The organism is Pseudomonas sp. F-14 TE3482, from assembly GCF_053629455.1.
Genome location: NZ_JBRJII010000001.1, coordinates 3967060 through 3985577 on the forward strand (window position 1 = coordinate 3967060; position 18518 = coordinate 3985577).

The 18518-nt window shown below is 56.5% G+C and carries 17 protein-coding genes and 2 pseudogenes; 12 read left to right on the forward strand and 7 right to left on the reverse strand.

What is annotated here, in order from left to right; translation table 11 throughout:
* Positions 1 to 74 precede the first annotated feature (74 nt).
* Genes AB7M26_RS18025 through AB7M26_RS18035 form a run of 3 tightly spaced genes read right to left on the reverse strand, consistent with a single transcriptional unit; the run spans position 75 to position 4144 of the window.
* On the reverse strand, positions 75 to 1418 hold the full coding sequence (locus AB7M26_RS18025; RefSeq protein WP_429385501.1) for an MFS transporter: 1344 nt from the start codon (positions 1416 to 1418) through the stop codon (positions 75 to 77).
* A 56-nt stretch (positions 1419 to 1474) separates the two neighbouring features.
* Positions 1475 to 2863 (reverse strand): four-carbon acid sugar kinase family protein, encoded by a 1389-nt coding sequence (locus tag AB7M26_RS18030; RefSeq protein WP_429385503.1) that lies wholly within the window; start codon positions 2861 to 2863, stop codon positions 1475 to 1477.
* Between the two features lie 3 nt (positions 2864 to 2866).
* Positions 2867 to 4144 (reverse strand): ribulose-bisphosphate carboxylase large subunit family protein, encoded by a 1278-nt coding sequence (locus AB7M26_RS18035; RefSeq protein ID WP_429385504.1) that lies wholly within the window; start codon positions 4142 to 4144, stop codon positions 2867 to 2869.
* A gap of 193 nt (positions 4145 to 4337) precedes the next feature.
* Here AB7M26_RS18035 and AB7M26_RS18040 point away from each other — a divergent pair, with 193 nt between their 5' ends.
* Positions 4338 to 5216, forward strand: a complete 879-nt coding sequence (locus AB7M26_RS18040) for a LysR substrate-binding domain-containing protein (protein ID WP_429385506.1) — start codon at positions 4338 to 4340, stop codon at positions 5214 to 5216.
* Positions 5217 to 5271: 55 nt separating this feature from the next.
* Here AB7M26_RS18040 and AB7M26_RS18045 read toward each other — a convergent pair whose 3' ends face one another.
* Positions 5272 to 6039, reverse strand: a complete 768-nt coding sequence (locus AB7M26_RS18045; RefSeq protein WP_429385508.1) for an SDR family NAD(P)-dependent oxidoreductase — start codon at positions 6037 to 6039, stop codon at positions 5272 to 5274.
* A gap of 282 nt (positions 6040 to 6321) precedes the next feature.
* Between AB7M26_RS18045 and AB7M26_RS18050 the strand changes: the two genes are divergently transcribed.
* The 5 genes and pseudogenes from AB7M26_RS18050 (at position 6322) to AB7M26_RS18070 (ending at position 9548) form a co-directional block, all read left to right on the forward strand.
* Positions 6322 to 6594, forward strand: coding sequence for a hypothetical protein (locus AB7M26_RS18050; RefSeq protein ID WP_429385510.1), 273 nt, complete (start codon positions 6322 to 6324; stop codon positions 6592 to 6594).
* 29 nt (positions 6595 to 6623) lie between these two features.
* A pseudogene (tnpC, locus tag AB7M26_RS18055) lies at positions 6624 to 7249 on the forward strand (IS66 family transposase); the annotation flags it as partial.
* Positions 7250 to 7300: 51 nt separating this feature from the next.
* Positions 7301 to 7510 (forward strand): annotated as a pseudogene (locus AB7M26_RS18060) (AraC family transcriptional regulator N-terminal domain-containing protein); the annotation flags it as partial.
* A gap of 413 nt (positions 7511 to 7923) precedes the next feature.
* Complete coding sequence (locus AB7M26_RS18065) at positions 7924 to 8139, forward strand: hypothetical protein (RefSeq protein ID WP_429385512.1); 216 nt, start codon at positions 7924 to 7926, stop codon at positions 8137 to 8139.
* A 536-nt stretch (positions 8140 to 8675) separates the two neighbouring features.
* Positions 8676 to 9548: a reverse transcriptase domain-containing protein gene (locus tag AB7M26_RS18070; RefSeq protein WP_429385514.1), complete on the forward strand. Its 873-nt coding sequence runs from the start codon at positions 8676 to 8678 to the stop codon at positions 9546 to 9548.
* A gap of 68 nt (positions 9549 to 9616) precedes the next feature.
* On the opposite strand, the gene AB7M26_RS18075 is transcribed toward AB7M26_RS18070, so the two are convergent.
* Positions 9617 to 10249, reverse strand: a complete 633-nt coding sequence (locus AB7M26_RS18075; protein WP_429385515.1) for a TetR/AcrR family transcriptional regulator — start codon at positions 10247 to 10249, stop codon at positions 9617 to 9619.
* A gap of 198 nt (positions 10250 to 10447) precedes the next feature.
* The gene (locus tag AB7M26_RS18080; RefSeq protein WP_429385517.1) at positions 10448 to 11134 is read right to left on the reverse strand and encodes a TetR/AcrR family transcriptional regulator; all 687 of its coding nucleotides are present in this window, start codon (positions 11132 to 11134) and stop codon (positions 10448 to 10450) included.
* 170 nt (positions 11135 to 11304) lie between these two features.
* Here AB7M26_RS18080 and AB7M26_RS18085 point away from each other — a divergent pair, with 170 nt between their 5' ends.
* The 6 genes from AB7M26_RS18085 to AB7M26_RS18110 all read left to right on the forward strand — a co-directional run bounded on the left by AB7M26_RS18085 (position 11305) and on the right by AB7M26_RS18110 (position 17604).
* Positions 11305 to 12444 (forward strand): hypothetical protein, encoded by a 1140-nt coding sequence (locus AB7M26_RS18085; RefSeq protein WP_429385519.1) that lies wholly within the window; start codon positions 11305 to 11307, stop codon positions 12442 to 12444.
* A 203-nt stretch (positions 12445 to 12647) separates the two neighbouring features.
* The gene (locus AB7M26_RS18090; RefSeq protein ID WP_429385521.1) at positions 12648 to 13571 is read left to right on the forward strand and encodes an SDR family NAD(P)-dependent oxidoreductase; all 924 of its coding nucleotides are present in this window, start codon (positions 12648 to 12650) and stop codon (positions 13569 to 13571) included.
* 178 nt (positions 13572 to 13749) lie between these two features.
* Positions 13750 to 14664: a crotonase/enoyl-CoA hydratase family protein gene (locus tag AB7M26_RS18095; protein ID WP_307337266.1), complete on the forward strand. Its 915-nt coding sequence runs from the start codon at positions 13750 to 13752 to the stop codon at positions 14662 to 14664.
* Positions 14664 to 15473: an enoyl-CoA hydratase-related protein gene (locus tag AB7M26_RS18100; protein WP_429385523.1), complete on the forward strand. Its 810-nt coding sequence runs from the start codon at positions 14664 to 14666 to the stop codon at positions 15471 to 15473. The genes AB7M26_RS18095 and AB7M26_RS18100 overlap by 1 nt, the downstream gene beginning before the upstream one ends.
* Before the next feature lie 80 nt (positions 15474 to 15553).
* Positions 15554 to 16453, forward strand: coding sequence for a crotonase/enoyl-CoA hydratase family protein (locus AB7M26_RS18105; protein ID WP_429385525.1), 900 nt, complete (start codon positions 15554 to 15556; stop codon positions 16451 to 16453).
* A gap of 59 nt (positions 16454 to 16512) precedes the next feature.
* On the forward strand, positions 16513 to 17604 hold the full coding sequence (locus tag AB7M26_RS18110) for an NAD(P)H-dependent flavin oxidoreductase (protein ID WP_429385527.1): 1092 nt from the start codon (positions 16513 to 16515) through the stop codon (positions 17602 to 17604).
* Between the two features lie 81 nt (positions 17605 to 17685).
* Here AB7M26_RS18110 and AB7M26_RS18115 read toward each other — a convergent pair whose 3' ends face one another.
* A complete protein-coding gene (locus AB7M26_RS18115; RefSeq protein WP_429385529.1) occupies positions 17686 to 18489 on the reverse strand; it encodes an enoyl-CoA hydratase/isomerase family protein in 804 nt (267 codons plus the stop codon).
* Positions 18490 to 18518: the final 29 nt, after the last annotated feature.

The following is an 18518-nucleotide window of genomic DNA, read 5'->3' on the forward strand; positions in this document are numbered from 1 at the left end:
GGGCGACGCTTGCTGAGTCGAGCAAGCGTGCGGCATAAAGGCAAGCCGACATACCGCACGCGGGGTCATTGTCATTACTCGTCAGAGATGTCGATCGTTCTGGTTTCGGCTGACAGGTAGACGCACAAGGCAGAGATTGCTGCGAGCGCAACCGTGTAGACCGAGATGGCGTAGGGCGAGCCATAGTGGCTGAGCAAATATGCGCCGACGATAGGCGCCGTGCCGCCCCCGATGATGCCACCGACATTGGTGGCCATGGCGAAACCAGTGAATCGTGCACTGGGCCCAAATGCCTCGCCGGTGAATGAAGCCACAGCACCGTATACCAGGCCGTAGCCAATCATGAACAGGCACGAGCCCAAGACCATAGGTAGGAACTGGCCTGTGGAAAATAGCTGCCAGAAGGGAAACGCGACCAGTGCAGTCACCGCGAAGCCAATCAACATCATTGTGCGTCGACCAATTCGATCAGCCATTGCGCCGGCGAAGGGTACAACTACAAGGTGCGTGCAGATAGCTACCATCGCTACTGAGAGCACAAACGCATTGGAAAGGCCCAACTCCTTCTGGCCATAACTTAATGCGAACACGGTAAAAAGATAAAAGGTTGAAAAATGACAGATGTTCGCACCTGCGACCAAAAGTAGCTGCTTAGGGTATTTGGTAAACAGGCGCATGGCAGGCGATTGGCTAGCCCCCTCAGCCGCAGCGCGTTTCTCAACGGTCTTCTTGAACACTGGAGACTCGGGAACCTTAGACCGTACAAAAACGCCGACAATCAACAGAGCGATACTGGCAATGAATGGAATGCGCCATCCCCACTTATAGAAATCCTCCGTGGACAATAAGCTGCTAACGATAAGCAGCATTCCCGCCGAGGCGATGAAGCCGAACACCGGACCAATATTGTTGATGGCTGTATAAAAACCTCGTTTTCGCCGGGGCGCATGCTCAAGTAGCATGAGCACTGCACCGCTGTATTCTCCGGCAAAAGCGAAGCCCTGGATGAAGCGCAGCACACACAGCATAATGGGCGCCCAGATTCCTACGCTCGCGTAGGTAGGCAGCAAGCCAATACCGACGGTGCTCAAGCCCATGATAATCAGCGTGAGGTAGAGCAATTTCTTGCGGCCTATCCGGTCGCCGAAATGTCCAAGCACCAGCGAACCCAGTGGCCGTGCGACAAATGATATGGCGAAGGATGCTAGCGAAGCGAGTCTTGAGACGGCTTCATCAGTGCCTGGAAAGAACAGAGGGGCGAAGATCAACGCCGCCGCGGTACCGTACAAATAGAGGTCATAAGTTTCTAACGCTGTGCCGAAGAGACTTCCGGCAACAACATTTTTCATGGATTTTTTCTTCTCATCATCAACATATTCATGATGAGTCTCGATGTCACTTGAAAGTGAGGTTTGCATAGTTCCACCTGTTGTTATTGTAAATATGCAAGCGTGCTCCTGTCCTTGAACGGAAGTTAGCTCCTACCTGTGAGCGCTTTTACGAAGTAGTCTTGGTCACCCATCTGCCCGCCTTTCAAAGCGATTTCCAGGTTGTCCAAGTACGGTTTGTTTGAGCGAACCTGGCAGAGGGGCGCGCCGGGAGAGAGATCAGATTTAATGACCAATGCATCAGGGTCGAGAATCTTGGTGATCTGACTTGACGTATCACCACCCGATATAACCAGTCTTCCGAGCGGATACGCCTTGAGAATTTCCAGAACGATGTAGCCCATTTCGACAGCCAATTGCTTACCGCCGCGGATCTTTGCCTCGTCACGAAGCAGGCCTTTGGCGGTCATCGCTTCGATCATCTGTTCGATTCTCGGGTCATCTGGACCTTTTGCCGTGTGGATCAGCACGGAGCGCTCGCTTTTGAGGTGCGCTAATGCCATCGCCACCACATCCTGGACCATCCCGCCTTTATGGGACTCTGCGATGATTGCTGCTGCATCCACACTTAGTTCGACGAATCCACTAGAGATTGCGGTATCGATTTGAGCGCGACTTAACGGGGATGCACTTCCCGAGATGACCAGCACTTGCCTGGTGGGCTTCAGCGGAGTGACCTGAGTTTGGCAGGCGTCTATCAGTCCTACCGAATGCCAGTGCTGCGTCAATCCATATTCAACGCCCGAGGAGCCAACTACGAATAGCGGCGCCTTGCTGCTAGAGATCTCCGTAAGTACCTTTCCTGCGAGGGTCATATGTGCTTCGGTAGTGCCGTCGATCAGCACCGAGTCATGGCACAGGGCGGCTTCGCGAACCAGGGAAGCCAGGTCGGCAGCCTGCTCCAGCTGCAGAATGTCAATCTTGGCAATCGATAAGTTTTTTTGCCTGCCAATATGGACACTCAGATCCCCTTCTCCCATAGGCGTGATGGGATGGGCCCGCATGATAGGATGGCGGTCGATCCGGTGCACACCGTGGTCGGTCTTGGACAACGCAAACAAATTGCCAAAGACGCAGTAACGACCCAGGGCCGGGTTACCCGCGATGATTGGCACCCCTTTTACCCCAAAGGCGCATGATGCGAGCTCAATGACATGGCCAATGCTGCCCACGTCGGGAGCGCTGTCGAACGTGGAGCAAACCTTGTAATGCACAATATCCGGGGACAGGCGCTTGATCGCTTCAAATATTTCCGGGAGTACTTCATCCATTTCAGCATTGGACAACGCACGGCTGTCGCCAGCGATGCCAATAGCGTCAAAACCGCCCAGCTCCTCTAGCAGCTCGGGCGATGGTGGCGTCAGGAACAGTGCACATCTTAGGCCTGCTGCGGTAAGAACCTCGAGAGCATCGGTCGAGCCGGTGAAATCATCACCGTAGAACACCAGACGAAGCTTGGGCGAATGAGGGTGCATGATTTATACGCCCCCAAACTTCGCCAAGGCGGCGGTTAGTGCAGGCCTGCCCTCAGCGTAATGTTGAAGCGGTATGCCCTGAGTCGCAGCTTCCCATCCTTCACGCATACTCTGAACGCCGGCACCGATACCTTGTGGGTGGCCGATAATGCCGCCGCCAGCCAGATGCATGAGGTCCACCGACTGCAGCTTTTCGAAAAGCGTAGGCGCCTGCCCAGCCCATTGGCCGGAAGAGAAAACCGGCAGGACCGGTTGGACGCCCGAAAATGGGGTTAGGCAGCTCAGTGCCGAGGCAATGACTGAGTCATCCGGCTCCCAGAATTTGCTCTGAATACCATTGACGTGCAGATGATCGATGCCAGCCAGGCGCCAGATTTTCTGATAGGCCTCAAACGAAAAGCCAAGCTGTGGATTGCGGGTAAAGGCTCCCCAGCCGTTGCGATGGCCGTGAATGGGTAGTTGGGAATGCTTACGGATGTGCTCGACTCCCGAATGCCCAATCCAGTTCAGGCAGAGCATGACGCAGGTCCCTCCCGCCTCCAGCACGGCGTCGTGGCGGCGAAGCATTTCATCAATGCTCCCAGAAATATTGATCGCGTACATTGGCATCCTGCCGAGGCGGTCTGCATGCTTGTGCAGAACAGGCATGACAGCATTTAACCGCGCATTGAAGGATGCATACGTTGGGTCGATCAAGAGTTCATCATCTTTGAGAAACTCAATCCCGCCGGCACAGAGCTCATCGGCTATGGTAGCGGTCTGCTCAGGCGTCAGGCCGATGCTGGGTTTAATGATAGTGCCAATGATTGGACGGTCATGAACGCCGCACAATTTACGAGTCCCTTCAATACCGAACTGTGGGCCCAAGAACCCGGCGGCAAACCTCGCCGGAAGATCGACATCGAGCACTCTCAAACCGCTGACTTCACCTAGCTCGAAAAGGTTGCCGGCAATGGTGGTCAACAAGGCAGGAATATTCGTACCAATATTGGCAGTTGGAAAGGCGATTTCAACTTCGCCGCGGTAGAACGTCGCGGAAGGATTGTGCCTATCCAGGTAGTCGCTGTGTAACGAAGCACTGGCGACCGCTGGAAGAGACTTGACGGACACCACTCGGGCCCGTGAACGCTGTTTCAACTCTGCTGACTCACCGGGCAAGGCAATGAATGTCCCGCTGGACTGCTCGCCAGCGATAACCTCGCTGACTCGTTCAATCGGGTAGCTGCTCTCTACGAAAAAACGGGCCGTAAACTCTTCGCGTCCGGCTGTTAGATCGATCATTTAAATACCTCGGCTCTAATTGTTTTTTATACAGACTGGCCGCCTTAGCGAGGGTGGCCCTCACCCCCGAATATACATTGACCCTGCTGGCGTGCTAACGATATGATTTCCTTATAAGTTGAGAAAAACTCACACTAGGTTTCTGGCTAGGCTAGCGTTTTAGCCACCACGGCCTGCTCATGAGGTGCAGTACATGTCATCCCCCCCACGGCCATCTCTCAATGCACTGAGAGCTTTCGAAATGGTTGCGAGGAAAGGCACCTTTGGCGAAGCCGCTGATGCGCTTTCCGTGACTCACGGTGCTATCAGCCGACACATTCGGACGCTTGAGGATGTGCTGGGGGTTGTCTTGCTCACACGTAATGCACATGGCACTAAGCTGACCCCCGAAGGCGCGCGTCTTGCTGCCGGCTTGAGTCGCGCATTCAACTTGATCCAACAAAGTGTTGAAGAGGTGCGCCCTCAGCCGCTAGAACTGTCATGTTCGGCGTCCATCATGATGCACTGGTTACTGCCGAGACTTGCCGGGCTGCACAGTAACTTTCCGACGATGGAGCTGGGCTTGAGAACAGGACATGGGCCGATCGACTTTGCCCAGGATGGTGTCAGCGTGGCAATACGCTTGGGAAGCATAGTCCCGCCGCCCGGCATCGCGCCGATCCCGCTGGCCAATGAATGGATTGGAGCTATATGCTCGCCTGATTACCTTAAGGCTTCAGGGGTGCAACAGGTTAGCGACCTGAACGGCGAAAAGCTGTTGGCTACCAAGACCCGCCCGCATGCTTGGAAAGAGTGGTATTCAGCTCTGCATATGCCCACAGCCGACCCACTTGAATTGGAATACTTCGAGCATTTTTATTTGCTAATTCAAGCGGCTAAGGTTGGCTTGGGATTTGCCTGCGTGCCGAGGCTCCTGGTACAAGCGGAACTGGAGAATGGTGCGCTGGTAGCACCCTTTGGCTGTGTTCAAGGTCCGGAAAAATTGGTGCTGTGGATCTCTCCCAACGCCAGAATGCGGGCCGACACAGCGGACTTGGTCAAGTGGGTCAAAGAAGAAATGGCGGCTGAATGATCAGCCGCAAAAGGCGTGCCTGGATTTAGCGCCCCCCCTTTGTTCGTGTCAGGGCTCAGATATCGCCAGCGCCCCACGCAAGGAAGCCACCATCCACGGGAAGGACAATTCCATTGACGTAAGCTGAGACGTCAGAGGCCAGATAACTGACTGCACCGGCGATCTCACGGGTGGTGCCATAGCGTTTTGCTGGGATGGCGCTGCTGTAAGCCTTACGGAACTCATCGCTGTGCAATTCTTTGGTCATCGGCGTATCGACCGGGCCAGGGGCGATGGCATTCGCGGTGATTCCGTACTCACTCAGCTCGACGGCCATCTGCCTCGTCAGCGCGATTACAGCACCTTTTGATGTGCCATAGGCCGTTCTGCCTTTGCCGACTGCGCGCATCCCGGCGACGGAGGCAATGTTAATGATCCGGCCGAACTCGTTCTTACACATGATGCGTGCCGCTAGCTGGCAGCACAAGAATGTGCCCGTGACATTGATAAGCATTGTCCGGTTGAAGACATCAGCATCAAACTCCAAGAAAGACATAGTCTTGGCGATGCCCGCAGAGTTGACCAGCACATCGCAGCGCCCAAACTCGGCCTCAATCCATTCGAACGCAGCGGACACCGAAGCAGGTACACCAACATCGATCTGGAAGGCATCGGCAGTGTGACCTTGATCACGTAGCTCCTGCGCGAAACGTTCGGCCTCGGTTGCATTGATGTCGCAGATGACTACATGGTGGCCATCTCTCGCCAGCGCACTTGCTGCTTCCGCTCCGATACCCATAGCGCCGCCGGTGATTACGGCGACTTTCTTATTTGTAAGCGTCATCGAGAATTCCTCTTTTATTATAGTTACCAAGGCAGGCGGTCAGTCGAAATCCTAAGAGGGGCATGTCGATTGCGCAACCGAAAAAAAGTCGCCAGGACGTCACAAAAACTCACAGCCGACGGCACCGGTTCGGCACCGTAGCTCATGTGCAACGCACTCTGACTAGTCGCTTAATAAAGGTACGAAGACGCATTGAGTTCTAGCCACTGCCGTACTGGAGTCCGTCAGAAATCGCCATTAGTGATCCGGGGCGAATGGCGCCACTGGAAACGGTAGCGCCGGTTGCAGGCATTCCTGCAACCCGGCGCGACCATCTCCAGCGTTGCGATCACCCACGGTATCAACGCCGACGTCATTCGCAAGTGGCTGCCGCTTTACGGGGATCAGTCAACAGCGGCGCTGCTGGCGTTTGTTCCTTTGAGGGCTTCGCCTAAACGACCGGCTGAGGCGTTGGCTATTATTGAGCTGTCCGTTGGTGAACAATCAATCACGATGAAATGGCCAACTTCCGATCCTGAAGGATGCGCACGCTTTGTCCGTGAGTTTGCCCAGTGATCCGCATCGACGCCATCTGGCTCGCCACTCAACAGCCCAAGCGCACGCCGTTGCCGCCGCAGTTCCCACGCACCGTAATCCATCACGAGCCGCCCCCCAGTGCGCCTGCGGCTGCCAGCTTCAGCGTATCGGCGAAGATGTCAGCGAGAAGCTCGATTACACGCCGGGCGTGTTCACCGTCAAGCAGCACGTGCGTGGGAAGTGGGCCTGCCGCAAGTGCGAAACACTGATCCAGGCGCCGGTACCGGCTTAGGTGATCGACAAGGGCATTCCGACCGCAGGCTTGCTGGCCCACGTAATGATGGCGAAGTTCGCTGACCACCTGCCGCTGTACTGGCAGGAGAAAATCTTCGGCCGCACCGGGCTGACGATTGCTCGCTCGACACTGGCGCAGTGGGTCGGGCAAACCGGCGTGCAGCTCCAGCCGTTGGTCGATGCGTTACGTGAAACGATACTTTCCCAGGGCGTGATTCACGCCGATGAAACCCCAGTTCAAATGCTTACGCCAGGCGAGAAGAAAACTCACCGAGCATATGTCTAGGCCTATTGCGCCACGCCGTTTTCGACACTCAAGGCTGTGGTTTATGACTTTAGCCCAAGCCGAGCGGGCGAGCATGCGCGTAACTTCCTCGGCTCCTGGAACGGCAAGCTGGTATGATTGTATCAATCATGTTGCGTGGTGGCGGCGCGTACGCATAATCGGCTCATGCACAACGATCTTGCACCGCATCTTGATATAGCCCTGCGCCATGCGCCACCAGGTTTGACTATCACACCGATCCCGCGTGTGGACATCTGCGTCGGACAAGGCTCTACAGACAAGGCGCCATGCCTGTATCGCTCGATGATCTGCTTCATCCTGCAAGGCTCGAAGCGCGTCGCAATTAACGACAATCTTCTGAGCTTCGGAGCGGACGGCAAGCCGATCTATGACGTAAATGGAGTCGGCCAAGGACGACAAATACGTCTTCCCTCTTAACTCTCTCAGCGCTCGTCATAGCCCCATGCATGATGCATCTCGCCTGTAAATGGTGGTAACACTCGCACATCAGAAATTAAAGCACATCATCTTGAAGTTCATCGCAGCGCCCCTGAGGAAAATGCGATAAAAGACGTCTGTAGCTACGCGCCTGATATCGCGGGAGTGCGGCTTTCTCGTGGAATTCGTTTGGGGAAGTCGGAAATTGACTGTCGTGATGTGTTAACGATTCAAAAACGTCGCTATCGATCAGGTTTCAGGCAATGACCAAGGGGTGATCGTGAAGGCGGGAGACCAGATACTTCCACCTGCGGACCACAATCATTGTGGCGACTGGATTCCGACCTGACATGAGCCTGCTCGCGGAGCTGCGTGTCGCACTCGATCCTGCTACCCAAAGCTCAGGTTTGCTTGCTCCAATGATTGATCCCAATGAACACAGCTGCGGTACGGTCAGAGCTCATGGCGCGGTAGAACTTGCCCATCCTGAGGAAGGTTTGTTCATTGTTGGGATTAAGAGCTATCGTCGGGCGCTTAGTGCGCCAGTTAAAGCTGGCGGAGGATAGTCGATGAAAGTTCGATACTGGTAAGAAATGGCGAATCAACCAGACCCCGAGTCATGCATGTTGCACCGTGAGGTGCAGGGTGAAGCGTTGACAGGGAAACCGATGGGCCAGCCATTGAGCCACGAAATCAGAAATTCGGGATGCCGATGCTGTTAAGCGAAGCAGAAGGCAACACGGAGCATGGCGTTATACGCCAGTCATGCTCTGATCCCGCGCGGTCGGAGACCCTGTGCACGTCGGGAAGTCCTTTGCACAGAAACTGGGAGATCTCAGCAGTGCCCGGTGCGCAAGCATCGGGCGGAGCAGGAAAGGCCAAAAGCCGTAACCCTGCTACCTACGCCGCCGAGAAGTCGGATACGTCCGTAGTACCTGAGAAGCCATCGAACAAAGGGTCTGGCCCTGCGGAGATAGTGGAGGAAAGGGACGTAGCCAAGGGAAACACCAACAAGCCTCCCGCGCCCCGGACACTGAGCCGGATCAGTTGCGCGTCGATGGGACTTGAAGGTGTACGTGAAGCAGCCCGAAGGAACAGGGGCATGCAGTTCACGGCTTTGCTGCACCACATCACACCGCAGTTATTGGCGCAGAGTTTCTATGCCCTGCGCCGCGATGCAGCGGTAGGTGTGGACGGCATGTCGTGGCGGGAATACGAGGAAGGTCTTCTCCAGCGGGCAGCTGATTTGCACGCAAGGCTCCACGGTGGAGCCTATCGAGCAACGCCATCGCGGCGGGTCTACATTCCCAAAGCCGATGGCAGGCAACGCCCGTTGGGAAATCTGTGGGCAAGGCAGTGGCGCGAGCGCCACGCCCGTGGCGATGTGATCGTTGTGCGCTACGCGGATGACAGCGTGGTGGGTTTCAGGACGCAATGGCAAGCTCAGCAGTTTCTGGTGCAGTTGCAGGAACGCTTGGCCAGGTTCGGTTTATCACTTAACGCTTCGAAGACACGGCTGATTGAGTTTGGTCGTTTTGCTGCGAGAAATCGTAGGAAGCGAGGGTTAGGAAAACCGGAGACATTTGACTTCCTGGGCTTCACACACTGTTGTAGTACCAATAGAAGCGGTGGGTTTCAAATACTGCGCCTGACGGTCAAGAAGCGAATGCGTGCGACATTACAATCCATTCGGGTCGCTCTAAATCGCCGCCGACATGAGCCTGTTCAAATCGTAGGACGATGGCTTGGCAGTGTTGTTGGGGGATACTTCAACTATCACGCCGTGCCAGGAAACCTGTTACGTCTTGATGGTTTTCGAGTTGCGGTCTGCCGCTTATGGCGGCAAGCCCTCAAACGACGTAGCCAGAGAAACAGGCTTCAGTGGTCGCGATATGGACGCCTTGCCGACCTCTATATACCAAGGCCCAGAACCGTTCATCCTTACCCAGAGGAACGCTTCGCGTCACGTACCTGAGGCAGGAGCCGTATGCGGTAGTTCCGCACGTACGGATCTGTGCGGGGGGTGGCAGGTAACTGCCATCCCTACCGCGACCACTGGAGTGTCTGTTCCTGTAATTCATATGAAGATAACAACATATTCAGCGTCATTTCTACCACGTGCTGCCGCTTAGCCGCAGACAGCCGTGCTTGGCCGGTGGTGATTTGGGGCCAGAAAGCGAACTCCTTCAGCAGGGCGTTCGCTTGCCTGACGATCAGATAGGGATCGGCTGCCTTGAGTTTGTCGTCGGCTTGGGCAGCCCGAATCCAGGAAGCGAAACCTTCATCAGGCTCACCTATTTGGCTAACCATGTGCTGAGCTTTGTTGGAGGAGTGCATGGCTGTGGCGGTGACAAAACGAGCCAGGCCCTGAAAGCTGGAGTCATTAATGACGCGCATTTTCGAAACTAACAGTTGCTTGAGCTGTTCCCGCACGGGTCGATGGGTGCAATACGTCATGTCTAACGCTTTTGCACTGCTTGCCCTTAACTGCTGGAAAACCTGGTCGAACAGCTCTTCCTTACTCGAAAAATGGTTGTACACCGTTCGCTTGGAAACGTTGGCACTGGTGGCGATTCTATCCATACTGGTGGCATCGTAACCACTGCTCCGGAACTCGGTGGTGGCAGCCTGGATGATGGCTGAACGTTTCCGGTGTGTCAGTCGTTGGGCATTCATGGATGAACCACCCAATGCCAAGAGCCCAATCGCTGCAGAGGTTTTATCGGAGTCATAGCGGAGTTCTATATTGTGAACAAGGTTCAGAATATCACGATGTCATCCGGTCCAGTATGCCAAGCGCGCCGAAACCGCGACTCTGGATCGGACACCTTGATGGGTGGACAACGACCTACCCTGTATGACCCAGACCGTCCTCTACTTCGCTCTGACGCAAATTCCGTACAGAATGAGATCGATCGCCTCTGGCAGATAGTCGTTTGCAGTCAGCGTCTCCTCATCTTTGCCTGGGTGATTGATGAGCTCCCGCCTCGGCTGTGTGACGAGTATGTCGAAGATGATCGAGGCCGCGATGCGTATTGATTTTTCTTCGATTTCAGCTTTGGCGGCAGCCTGTTTCAGGATCGCTTCAATCAACGACAGGCGACCCCTCTGAATGGTCTCGGAAACCCGCTGATAGACCTCAGGCATTCGTTGAGCGATCAGGGCGAGAAGGCGTTCGAGTCCGATGACACTCGGCTGCAAGGAAATCGTCATCATTTCCCTCCCTATATAAAGAAGCTGGTCCCTTAACGGACCTGCCGGAAGAGTATCCGACAGCGGAGTCAGTAAACGTTCGATCCCATGCTCAATCGCCGCAACCAGAAGATCGTCGCGATTTTGGAATCGAGTGTAGAGCGTGCGCTTGGAAATCCTTGCTTCGCGCGCAATATCGCTGAGCGTGACGCCGTCGATACCGTGCTGGCTGTACGCGCGCAAGGCGACTTCAAGGATTTGGTTGCGCAGCTTTGCCGCCACTTCGCGGCTTGGCCGACCTCCCTTGCTGGAGCGCCCTTCCGCTAATGCGGGGCTTGTGTTGTTCTGTTCAGTAAGCGCTGAATTCAATCAATGATTCCTTGAATGTCTTGAGGTGCGAATATCCGCGCCAACTTTTAATGGTACCCTGGAGTATACTTTAAGGTGCGGAGCCTGTAATTTTTTGGTTGCAACGTCCTTTTGCCGTTCGCTGCGACGGCACTCGAGCCTGCAAACCCATCAAATGAAAGGATCGATTTATGAGCGACGATTACAACTCAAAGTACAAGTCCATCGACCACTCCCACGCTGCGATCACGCTCGACGACGAGGGGACGCATTTTGACTCACTGTCGCCCCCCCCGGAAGAGACGGATTTTTGGGAAGAGACGGCACTGGGGCTGGTCGGACAAGCCGGTGACAATGACGTACTCCTTTGGGCTGCCGGCTATGTCCTGTCGGGCAATGGGAAGGGGATTTGGGGGGAGGGCATCACCGCCGAGCGCGAGATCCAGCTCATCGTCGTGCCTCGCTCGCAACGAGGAACGATGAGCGACAACAACTTTCTGCGGGTGGGCTGGACACCCACCGAGCGACTGACGGCCGATCAATTGAAAGTGACGCGTGACGACGAACGTGTCACCTGGGACTTCAACGGCCTGCGCTTCGAAGCAGCGCCGCCCACCTGGGCGCTCAAGGGGGAAGCCGGTGGCGCTCACTTCGACCTTACCTATGAGCAGGATGGCACGCCGCTCTGGAACTGGGGGCCCTTTGCGAATGCCGCTCAGGCGGATCGCGCCGGCTATGACGCGTTCGTGACTGCCAACGGTTCCATCAAGTTACCCGAGCAGACGTTGAACCTGGTCAATGCTTATGGCGTGCGGGAGCACATCCTGACCGGTCAGATGAATGACCCGGTGAGGAATCTTCCGGCGCCGAACTGGATGTGGTGGCTCTACACCATCGAAGGGGACGTGAAGGTGAACTTTTTCCAGATCAATGACCAGATGCAGCTGGGGTTCGTGAAGTATGGCGAACACGAGCAGGTCAACATCTCCTCGCAGGATAAAGAGGCGAGCCTTCGCTTCGACGTGACGGAGAAATGGGAGGATCCGCGGACCGGTATGAATCTGCCGGTCAAATGGAAATTGAACATGGAGCGCGGGGGCTGCAAGGTAGCCGTAGACATCGCCGCCCATGGTCGCGCCTACAGTCACTGGCCAACGGCTCATGGCACCCGCATGTATTGCTATCTGCTGTCCACGATGACCGGGACCGTTGAATTGCCGGACGGGCGTACGATTGAGCTTAAGGAACATCTGACCGTCAATTCCTTCTGTCGCACCATTTTAACAGCCACTGAAACCACCACGGGCCCTGTGGCGCAACGCCCTGTGTGACCCGGTCGTGCGGAGGGCGGCCGACCCGATCTGCCGGTCGCCCCTCACTCATCAACCCTGCATATCAGGGGAAATGTCGCCTGTCTGCAAATTGTGCGCTAAATTCACTATGCAGTTAAGCTATTCGCACTGCAAATCACATAACAAAAATAATCAGACGCGTCATCCTTGCGTGAATGTCTTGGATGACCGGGAGGACAACCATGAGTCAGCAACAGCTTCGGTTTGACGGGCAGGTCGCCATCGTTTCAGGTGCAGGACGTGGATTGGGGCGGGCGATTGCGCTCAACCTTGCTGCTCGCGGCGCCGCCGTAGTGGTAAACGATCTCGGTTGCGCGCTGACGGGCGAGCAGGGCGGTAACGCGGGCCCCGCTGAATATGTGGTCGCCGAGATACGGGCGGCGGGGGGGGTGGCTGTCCCTGTCGTGGCTGACATCGGCAGCGCACAAGGTGTCGGCGAAGTGATCAAGGCAGCCGTTGCATTGGGCGGTGTGCATATAGTCATCCACAACGCCAGCCCGGTGATGCCCATGACTTCCCTCGAAGAGGCGGCGCAGGAAGGTTTTGACACGAGCCTGAGAGTGAACGCTGTGGGCAGTTGGGAGCTTGCCCGTCAGTGTTGGCCGCTTTTTCGCGCCCAGGGGTATGGACGCATGGTATTGATCAATTCCGCGGCGGGCCTTTGGGGGCGAGTAGGCATGCCGGCGTATTCGATGGCAAAGTCGGCGATGTCGGGTTTTGCCAAGTACCTGGCCAAGGAGGGGGAGAACCATGGCATTCGCGTCAATTGCATCGCGCCAGTGGCCGCGACACGCGCTTGGGACGGCCAGGATGTACCCGAGGCACTTACACAGCTGACGACTGCAGAGTACGTCGCTGAAACCGTCGCACTCTTCGCGCATCGTTCATGCCCGGTCAATGGCGAGCTTTTTCACAGCGTGGGTCAGCATCTGTCCCGCGTTGTCGTCGGCCAGACCCGGGGAAACGCCTTTGAGTCGGCTGAAGCGCTGCTTGACGGGTTCAACGAGGTGATGGATGTCACCGGTATGGACCTGCCCGAGGAAGCCAATCAATCTGGGGCGGTGATTGCCGGTCGACTCTTCGAGCGCGAGGCGCGGCGTCGCTGAGTTCAAGTTCGACTATCGCTGTACGAGCAGCCCCTCGTGTAGGGCGGATAATACAGGGGCTGCAACTGCGCTGCCTGCACGCGGCGCAGTCGTCCGCCAACCACTCAGATCAGCTTGACCATCCGCACTCATCGTTTATATTATCGACCATCGTTCATAAAATCGCATGGAGATAACAATGAATAAGCACCTCCGTAGCACCGAATATCTGCTATTCAGTGTCGAAAACCGCATCGCTCGAATTACCCTGAATCGTCCTGACAAGCGGAATGCTCTCCATCCTGCGATGCTCACCGAACTACGTGATGCTTTGCTGGAGGCTGATGATCGCAACGACGTCAACGTTGTCATCCTCGAAGGCGCCGGGAAAGACTTCTGTGCAGGTTATGACCTGGCGGGTGCCTATGCAGGGTTCGAGGGTGGTACGCCGCCGTGGGACGTCAATCGGTACCGTACGACCAACAAGTCCATTGATGATGACTGCTGGAATCTGGAGCAGACCCAGAAGTTGAACATGGTGCTGTTCGACATGCACAAGCCGGTCATTGCCAAAGTTCAGGGTAACTGCCTGGCGGGAGGCACCGACCTGGCGCTGATGTGCGATTTCGTTATCTGTACCGAGACCGCCAAGATCGGTTTCCCCGCAGCGCGGGCCAACGGAACGCCGCCCGTTCAGATGTGGATTTATCACGTCGGTCCGCAATGGGCCAAGCGCATGCTGATGACTGGCGACAATCTCTGGGGGCGTGAAGCTGCCCGAATCGGTCTGGTGCTTGACGCTGTTCCGGTGGAAGAGCTGGACAATGCAGTGAACGAGTTGGCTCGTCGAATCAGCTTCGTTGACGCCGAGCTGCTCTCGGCGCACAAGCGTATCGTCAATACCGCGCTGGAACTGCAGGGCGCGAAGACGCTTCAGCGTCTGGCGGCAGAAATGGATGCCCGTGCTCATCTCACTCAAGGACCGCGCCGTACCCAGTTTAAAGCCGACATGGCCGAACATGGCCTCAAGGATGCCCTGAAGAAGCGCGATGAGCCCTATGGCGATGGCATGGTAAAGGCGCACTGGTTGAACGGTGAAGAGGGAGCCAAGTGATGAGCGACAACTTTCTGATTGACGAGCCGATCGAAGGCGTCAAACGCATCACGATCAACCGCCCGGATGCGACCAACGCGTTTCAATTCGAGATGTATACGGAGCTGGCCGATCTGTTCAAACAGATCAAATATGACCCGAGAACGCGCGTGGTTATTCTCACCGCTGCGGGAAACAGGCATTTCTGCACCGGCCATGACTTGAAAAACCCAGGCAAGGCCGACTGGGTGCCGGATGATGTCGGCAAGCCTTTCTACTCGCGTTACACGATCGATGTAATCGCCTCTCTTCCGGTGCTGATGCGCAACTTGCCGCAACCGATCATCTGCGCCGTCAACGGCACTGTGGCAGGCATGGCGTTGGCTTTTCCGCTGGCGGCTGACATCACTCTGGCAGCGAAATCCGCGAAATTCGTCAATGCCATCCACAACGCCGGATCAGGCGCCGAGCTGGGCATCAGCTATCTGTTGCCCCGTGCAGTCGGCGCACAACGTGCAGCCGAAATACTGTTCACTTCCCGCCCCGTGCTGGCCGAAGAGGCAGAGCGCATCGGCCTGGTGTTGAGGGCCGTGCCGGACGATGAACTGCAGGAGGCCTGCCTTGAGATCGCCAGAAACATCGTGGTCAATGTGCCGATGGGCATTTGGGTGACGAAGCAATCACTGTGGCAGAACATGAACGCTGGCAGCCTGGAGCAAGCCATCGAGTTCGAGGGCCGAGGCGTGTATGTGGCACAGTCCACCGAAGACAAGGTCGAGAAGCAAAAAGCATTCTTCGAGAAGCGTCCGCCAAAGTTTTCCTACAAGTAAAGCGCGCCTACGGGTAGCGGCTTCTATCAGATAAAGCAGCGCGGCGGGTCGAGACGACCCGCTGTCGAGGAGATTGACCGGTGACTTACGAAACTATTCGCTACCAGGTTGAAAACGGTATCGCCACGGTGACGCTCAATCGTCCCGAGGTGTTCAACGCCATGAACTCGGTCATGATGAATGAGCTCATCGCCTTGTTCGATGAGACTGACCGCGACGACGCAGTGCGGGTCGTCGTGGTGACGGGCGAGGGCAAAGGCTTCTGCGGTGGCGCAGACCTGTCAAAAGGCGCGGACATCTTCGACAAGGACAAGAACGGCAGTGCTCAGAAGGAAAGTCCATTCCGTGCCGATGGCTCGTTCGATTACAGCAAGGAATCCGCGCGTGACGGCGGTGGCAAATTGGCGTTGCGCATTTTTGCCAGCCTGAAGCCGGTGATCGGTGCCATCAACGGTGCGGGTGTCGGTATCGGCGCCTCCATGCTGCTGCCGATGGACATCCGTATCGCCAGCGAGAAGGCGCGACTGGGTTTTGTCTACGCACGCCGCGGTATCGTTTTCGAATGCTGTTCGTCCTGGTTTTTGCCGCGCATCGTGGGCATCACCAAGGCACTGGAGTGGAGTTACACCGGACGCGTCATGCCAGCCGACGAGCTGAAGGCCGGAGGCCTGGTCAGCGAGGTGGTGGCGCATGACCAACTGCTGACCCGTGCCTACGAGATCGCTCGCGAGATCGCCGACAACACGGCTCCCGTATCGGTGGCGCTGATGCGCCAGATGGCTTGGCGCAGTCTCGGGATGTCGCATCCCATGGAAGCCCATCGCATTGAAAGCCGTGGTATCTGCACCCGCGGACGCAGCCCGGATGCCAAGGAAGGGGTGAAGTCATTCATGGAAAAACGACTGCCTGAGTTTGAATGTACAGTGTCCAAAGACATGCCGGACTATTTCCCCTGGTGGGATGAGCCGACTTATTCCTAATCCTTGGAAAAACCCAACAACAATATCCGGCGTTACCCATGCGCCCAGGGACTTAGAACATGAAAACTGCGATTACTGAACTGTTCGGGATCGATTATCCAATCCTCAATGCAGGAATGGGCCGAGTTGCGTTCCCGAACATGGTCGCGGCGGTGTCGAACGCTGGTGGCTTGGGCGTTTACGGCGCCGGCTCCAATCCGCCTGATGTGACGCGGGCAGCGATCCGGGAGATCCGGAAATTGACCGACAAACCCTTTGGTGCCAATGCGCCATTGGCACTGCCCAATGGCATGGCGAACGCCAAAGTCATGCTCGAGGAAGGCGTGCCGGTCATCAACTACTCCATGGGCAAGGGCGACTGGATCGTCAAGGCTGCGCACGCCTATGGGGGTAAGGTCGTGGCGTCGGTCAGTGACGTCAGGCTGGCGCAGCGGGCCGAGGTCCATGGTTGCGATGCGGTGATCGCCGCAGGCTACGAGGCCGCGGGCCACGCCGGGGAAATCGGCAGTTTCGTTCTGATTCCTCGGTTGGCCGAGTTGCTCAACATTCCCATCATCGCTGCCGGCGGGGTGGCCAACGGTGCCGGCCTGGTGGGCGCGCTGGCGCTGGGAGCCGCGGGCGTGTCCATGGGCACGCGGTTCTGGGTCACTCAGGAAGGTCCGATGCATGCCAATTTCAAGAACAAGGCGCTGGAACTGGACGTTCAAGACACCATCTTTTCCGACCGATTCGACGGTATTCCATGCCGGCAAATGAAAACGGCGGCCGCTGAACGCATGGTGAATGCGAAAATGTTGAATGTCTGGGAGATTTTTCTCAACTCGTTCACCATTGCCAAAGAGTTGAAAACGCCATGGTTCAAGTTAGTGAAGCACACACTTTCGCTGGGCCCTCGGCAGATCGAGTCGATGATGCGCATGTCCAAGATGTTGCAGATGCATGGCCTGACCATGTCGACCGGTGATCTCGACAAAGGCATGACCGCTTCCGGGCAGTCGGTTGGCCTTGTACATGACTTGCCGAGCATCGCCGAGCTGATGAAAACCTTGATCGCCGAAGCGGAAGCTGTCCAGCGTCGGCTCGCTACCCAGATCCCCGTAAACGAGGCGCCCCGGTTCCAGGATAAGGTTGCATCCGTTCCACGCTCTTGAGGCCAGGCACTCGGTTTTGACGGGAAGGGCTGCAACCAAGCCCCCGGAGCATCGCTTCGGGGGCTTTTGTTTCAGCGGGTTTTACTTCGCTTCTTTTTGCTTGCGTTTCTGTTGTTCGATGAATTGACTGGCGACCGCGTGATGCTCGGGGCTGGTAGTAGCCGCGAGCTGGCGACCCAAGGTGGCGTCGAGCATGTGCGCGGCGGAGCGGTGCAGGTACAGGTTCATCAATTTCTTGGTCTCGCGCAACGCCTGGCTTGGTTGCTTGAGCAGTTTGGCGGCCAGTGCCCTGGCTTCCTCGAGCAGCTTATCCGGGGCGACAACACGGTTAGCCAAGCCGAATTCGACAGCTTGCTGGGCGCTGATGCGGTCTCCGGTAAAGATCAACTCCTTCGCGCGCAACAGGCTCGTGTAGAGCGGCCAGGAAACGGATATGCCGTCACCGACGACCAGACCTATGTTGATGTGGGGTTCCGCCATGAAGGCGTTCTCGGAAATCAGGACGATGTCACATAAGGTCGCGAGCGTTGCGCCCCAGCCGACTGCCGGTCCGTTGACGGCGGCGATGATAGGAATAGGCAAGTCGATGAAGCTGTGGATGGTGCGACGAGCATTTTCCTGGACTGCGCGCGCGAAGTCGTTGTCGTCCAGTGTCTTGACGAAATGGTTCATGTCGCCGCCAGCGCTGAATGCCCGGCCCGCACCCGTCAGGATGGCGACCCTGGCATCGGGATCTTCGGCCAGGCCGCGGAACAGCTTGGGGTAGGAAAAAAGCATCTCGGTCGTCGAGGCATTGAGGTCGTCCGGCCGGTTGAGGGTAATGATGCGAAGGCCACCTTCGGCGGTGACCATGATGTCATCGGGAAGATCGTACAAGTTGGACATGGTTTCATCTCTTTTTGTTAGTCAGCTAC

What these genes read in the sequence shown, in the direction of transcription:
- AB7M26_RS18040 (WP_429385506.1), top strand. Translation starts at nt 4,338, where the DNA reads ATGTCATCCCCCCCACGGCCATCTCTCAATGCACTGAGAGCTTTCGAA.
- AB7M26_RS18065 (WP_429385512.1), top strand. Translation starts at nt 7,924, where the DNA reads ATGAGCCTGCTCGCGGAGCTGCGTGTCGCACTCGATCCTGCTACCCAA.
- AB7M26_RS18045 (WP_429385508.1), bottom strand. Translation starts at nt 6,039, where the DNA reads ATGACGCTTACAAATAAGAAAGTCGCCGTAATCACCGGCGGCGCTATG.
- AB7M26_RS18095 (WP_307337266.1), top strand. Translation starts at nt 13,750, where the DNA reads ATGAATAAGCACCTCCGTAGCACCGAATATCTGCTATTCAGTGTCGAA.
- AB7M26_RS18110 (WP_429385527.1), top strand. Translation starts at nt 16,513, where the DNA reads ATGAAAACTGCGATTACTGAACTGTTCGGGATCGATTATCCAATCCTC.
- AB7M26_RS18030 (WP_429385503.1), bottom strand. Translation starts at nt 2,863, where the DNA reads ATGCACCCTCATTCGCCCAAGCTTCGTCTGGTGTTCTACGGTGATGAT.
- AB7M26_RS18090 (WP_429385521.1), top strand. Translation starts at nt 12,648, where the DNA reads ATGAGTCAGCAACAGCTTCGGTTTGACGGGCAGGTCGCCATCGTTTCA.
- AB7M26_RS18035 (WP_429385504.1), bottom strand. Translation starts at nt 4,144, where the DNA reads ATGATCGATCTAACAGCCGGACGCGAAGAGTTTACGGCCCGTTTTTTC.
- AB7M26_RS18025 (WP_429385501.1), bottom strand. Translation starts at nt 1,418, where the DNA reads ATGCAAACCTCACTTTCAAGTGACATCGAGACTCATCATGAATATGTT.
- AB7M26_RS18115 (WP_429385529.1), bottom strand. Translation starts at nt 18,489, where the DNA reads ATGTCCAACTTGTACGATCTTCCCGATGACATCATGGTCACCGCCGAA.
- AB7M26_RS18070 (WP_429385514.1), top strand. Translation starts at nt 8,676, where the DNA reads ATGCAGTTCACGGCTTTGCTGCACCACATCACACCGCAGTTATTGGCG.
- AB7M26_RS18100 (WP_429385523.1), top strand. Translation starts at nt 14,664, where the DNA reads ATGAGCGACAACTTTCTGATTGACGAGCCGATCGAAGGCGTCAAACGC.
- AB7M26_RS18085 (WP_429385519.1), top strand. Translation starts at nt 11,305, where the DNA reads ATGAGCGACGATTACAACTCAAAGTACAAGTCCATCGACCACTCCCAC.
- AB7M26_RS18075 (WP_429385515.1), bottom strand. Translation starts at nt 10,249, where the DNA reads ATGAATGCCCAACGACTGACACACCGGAAACGTTCAGCCATCATCCAG.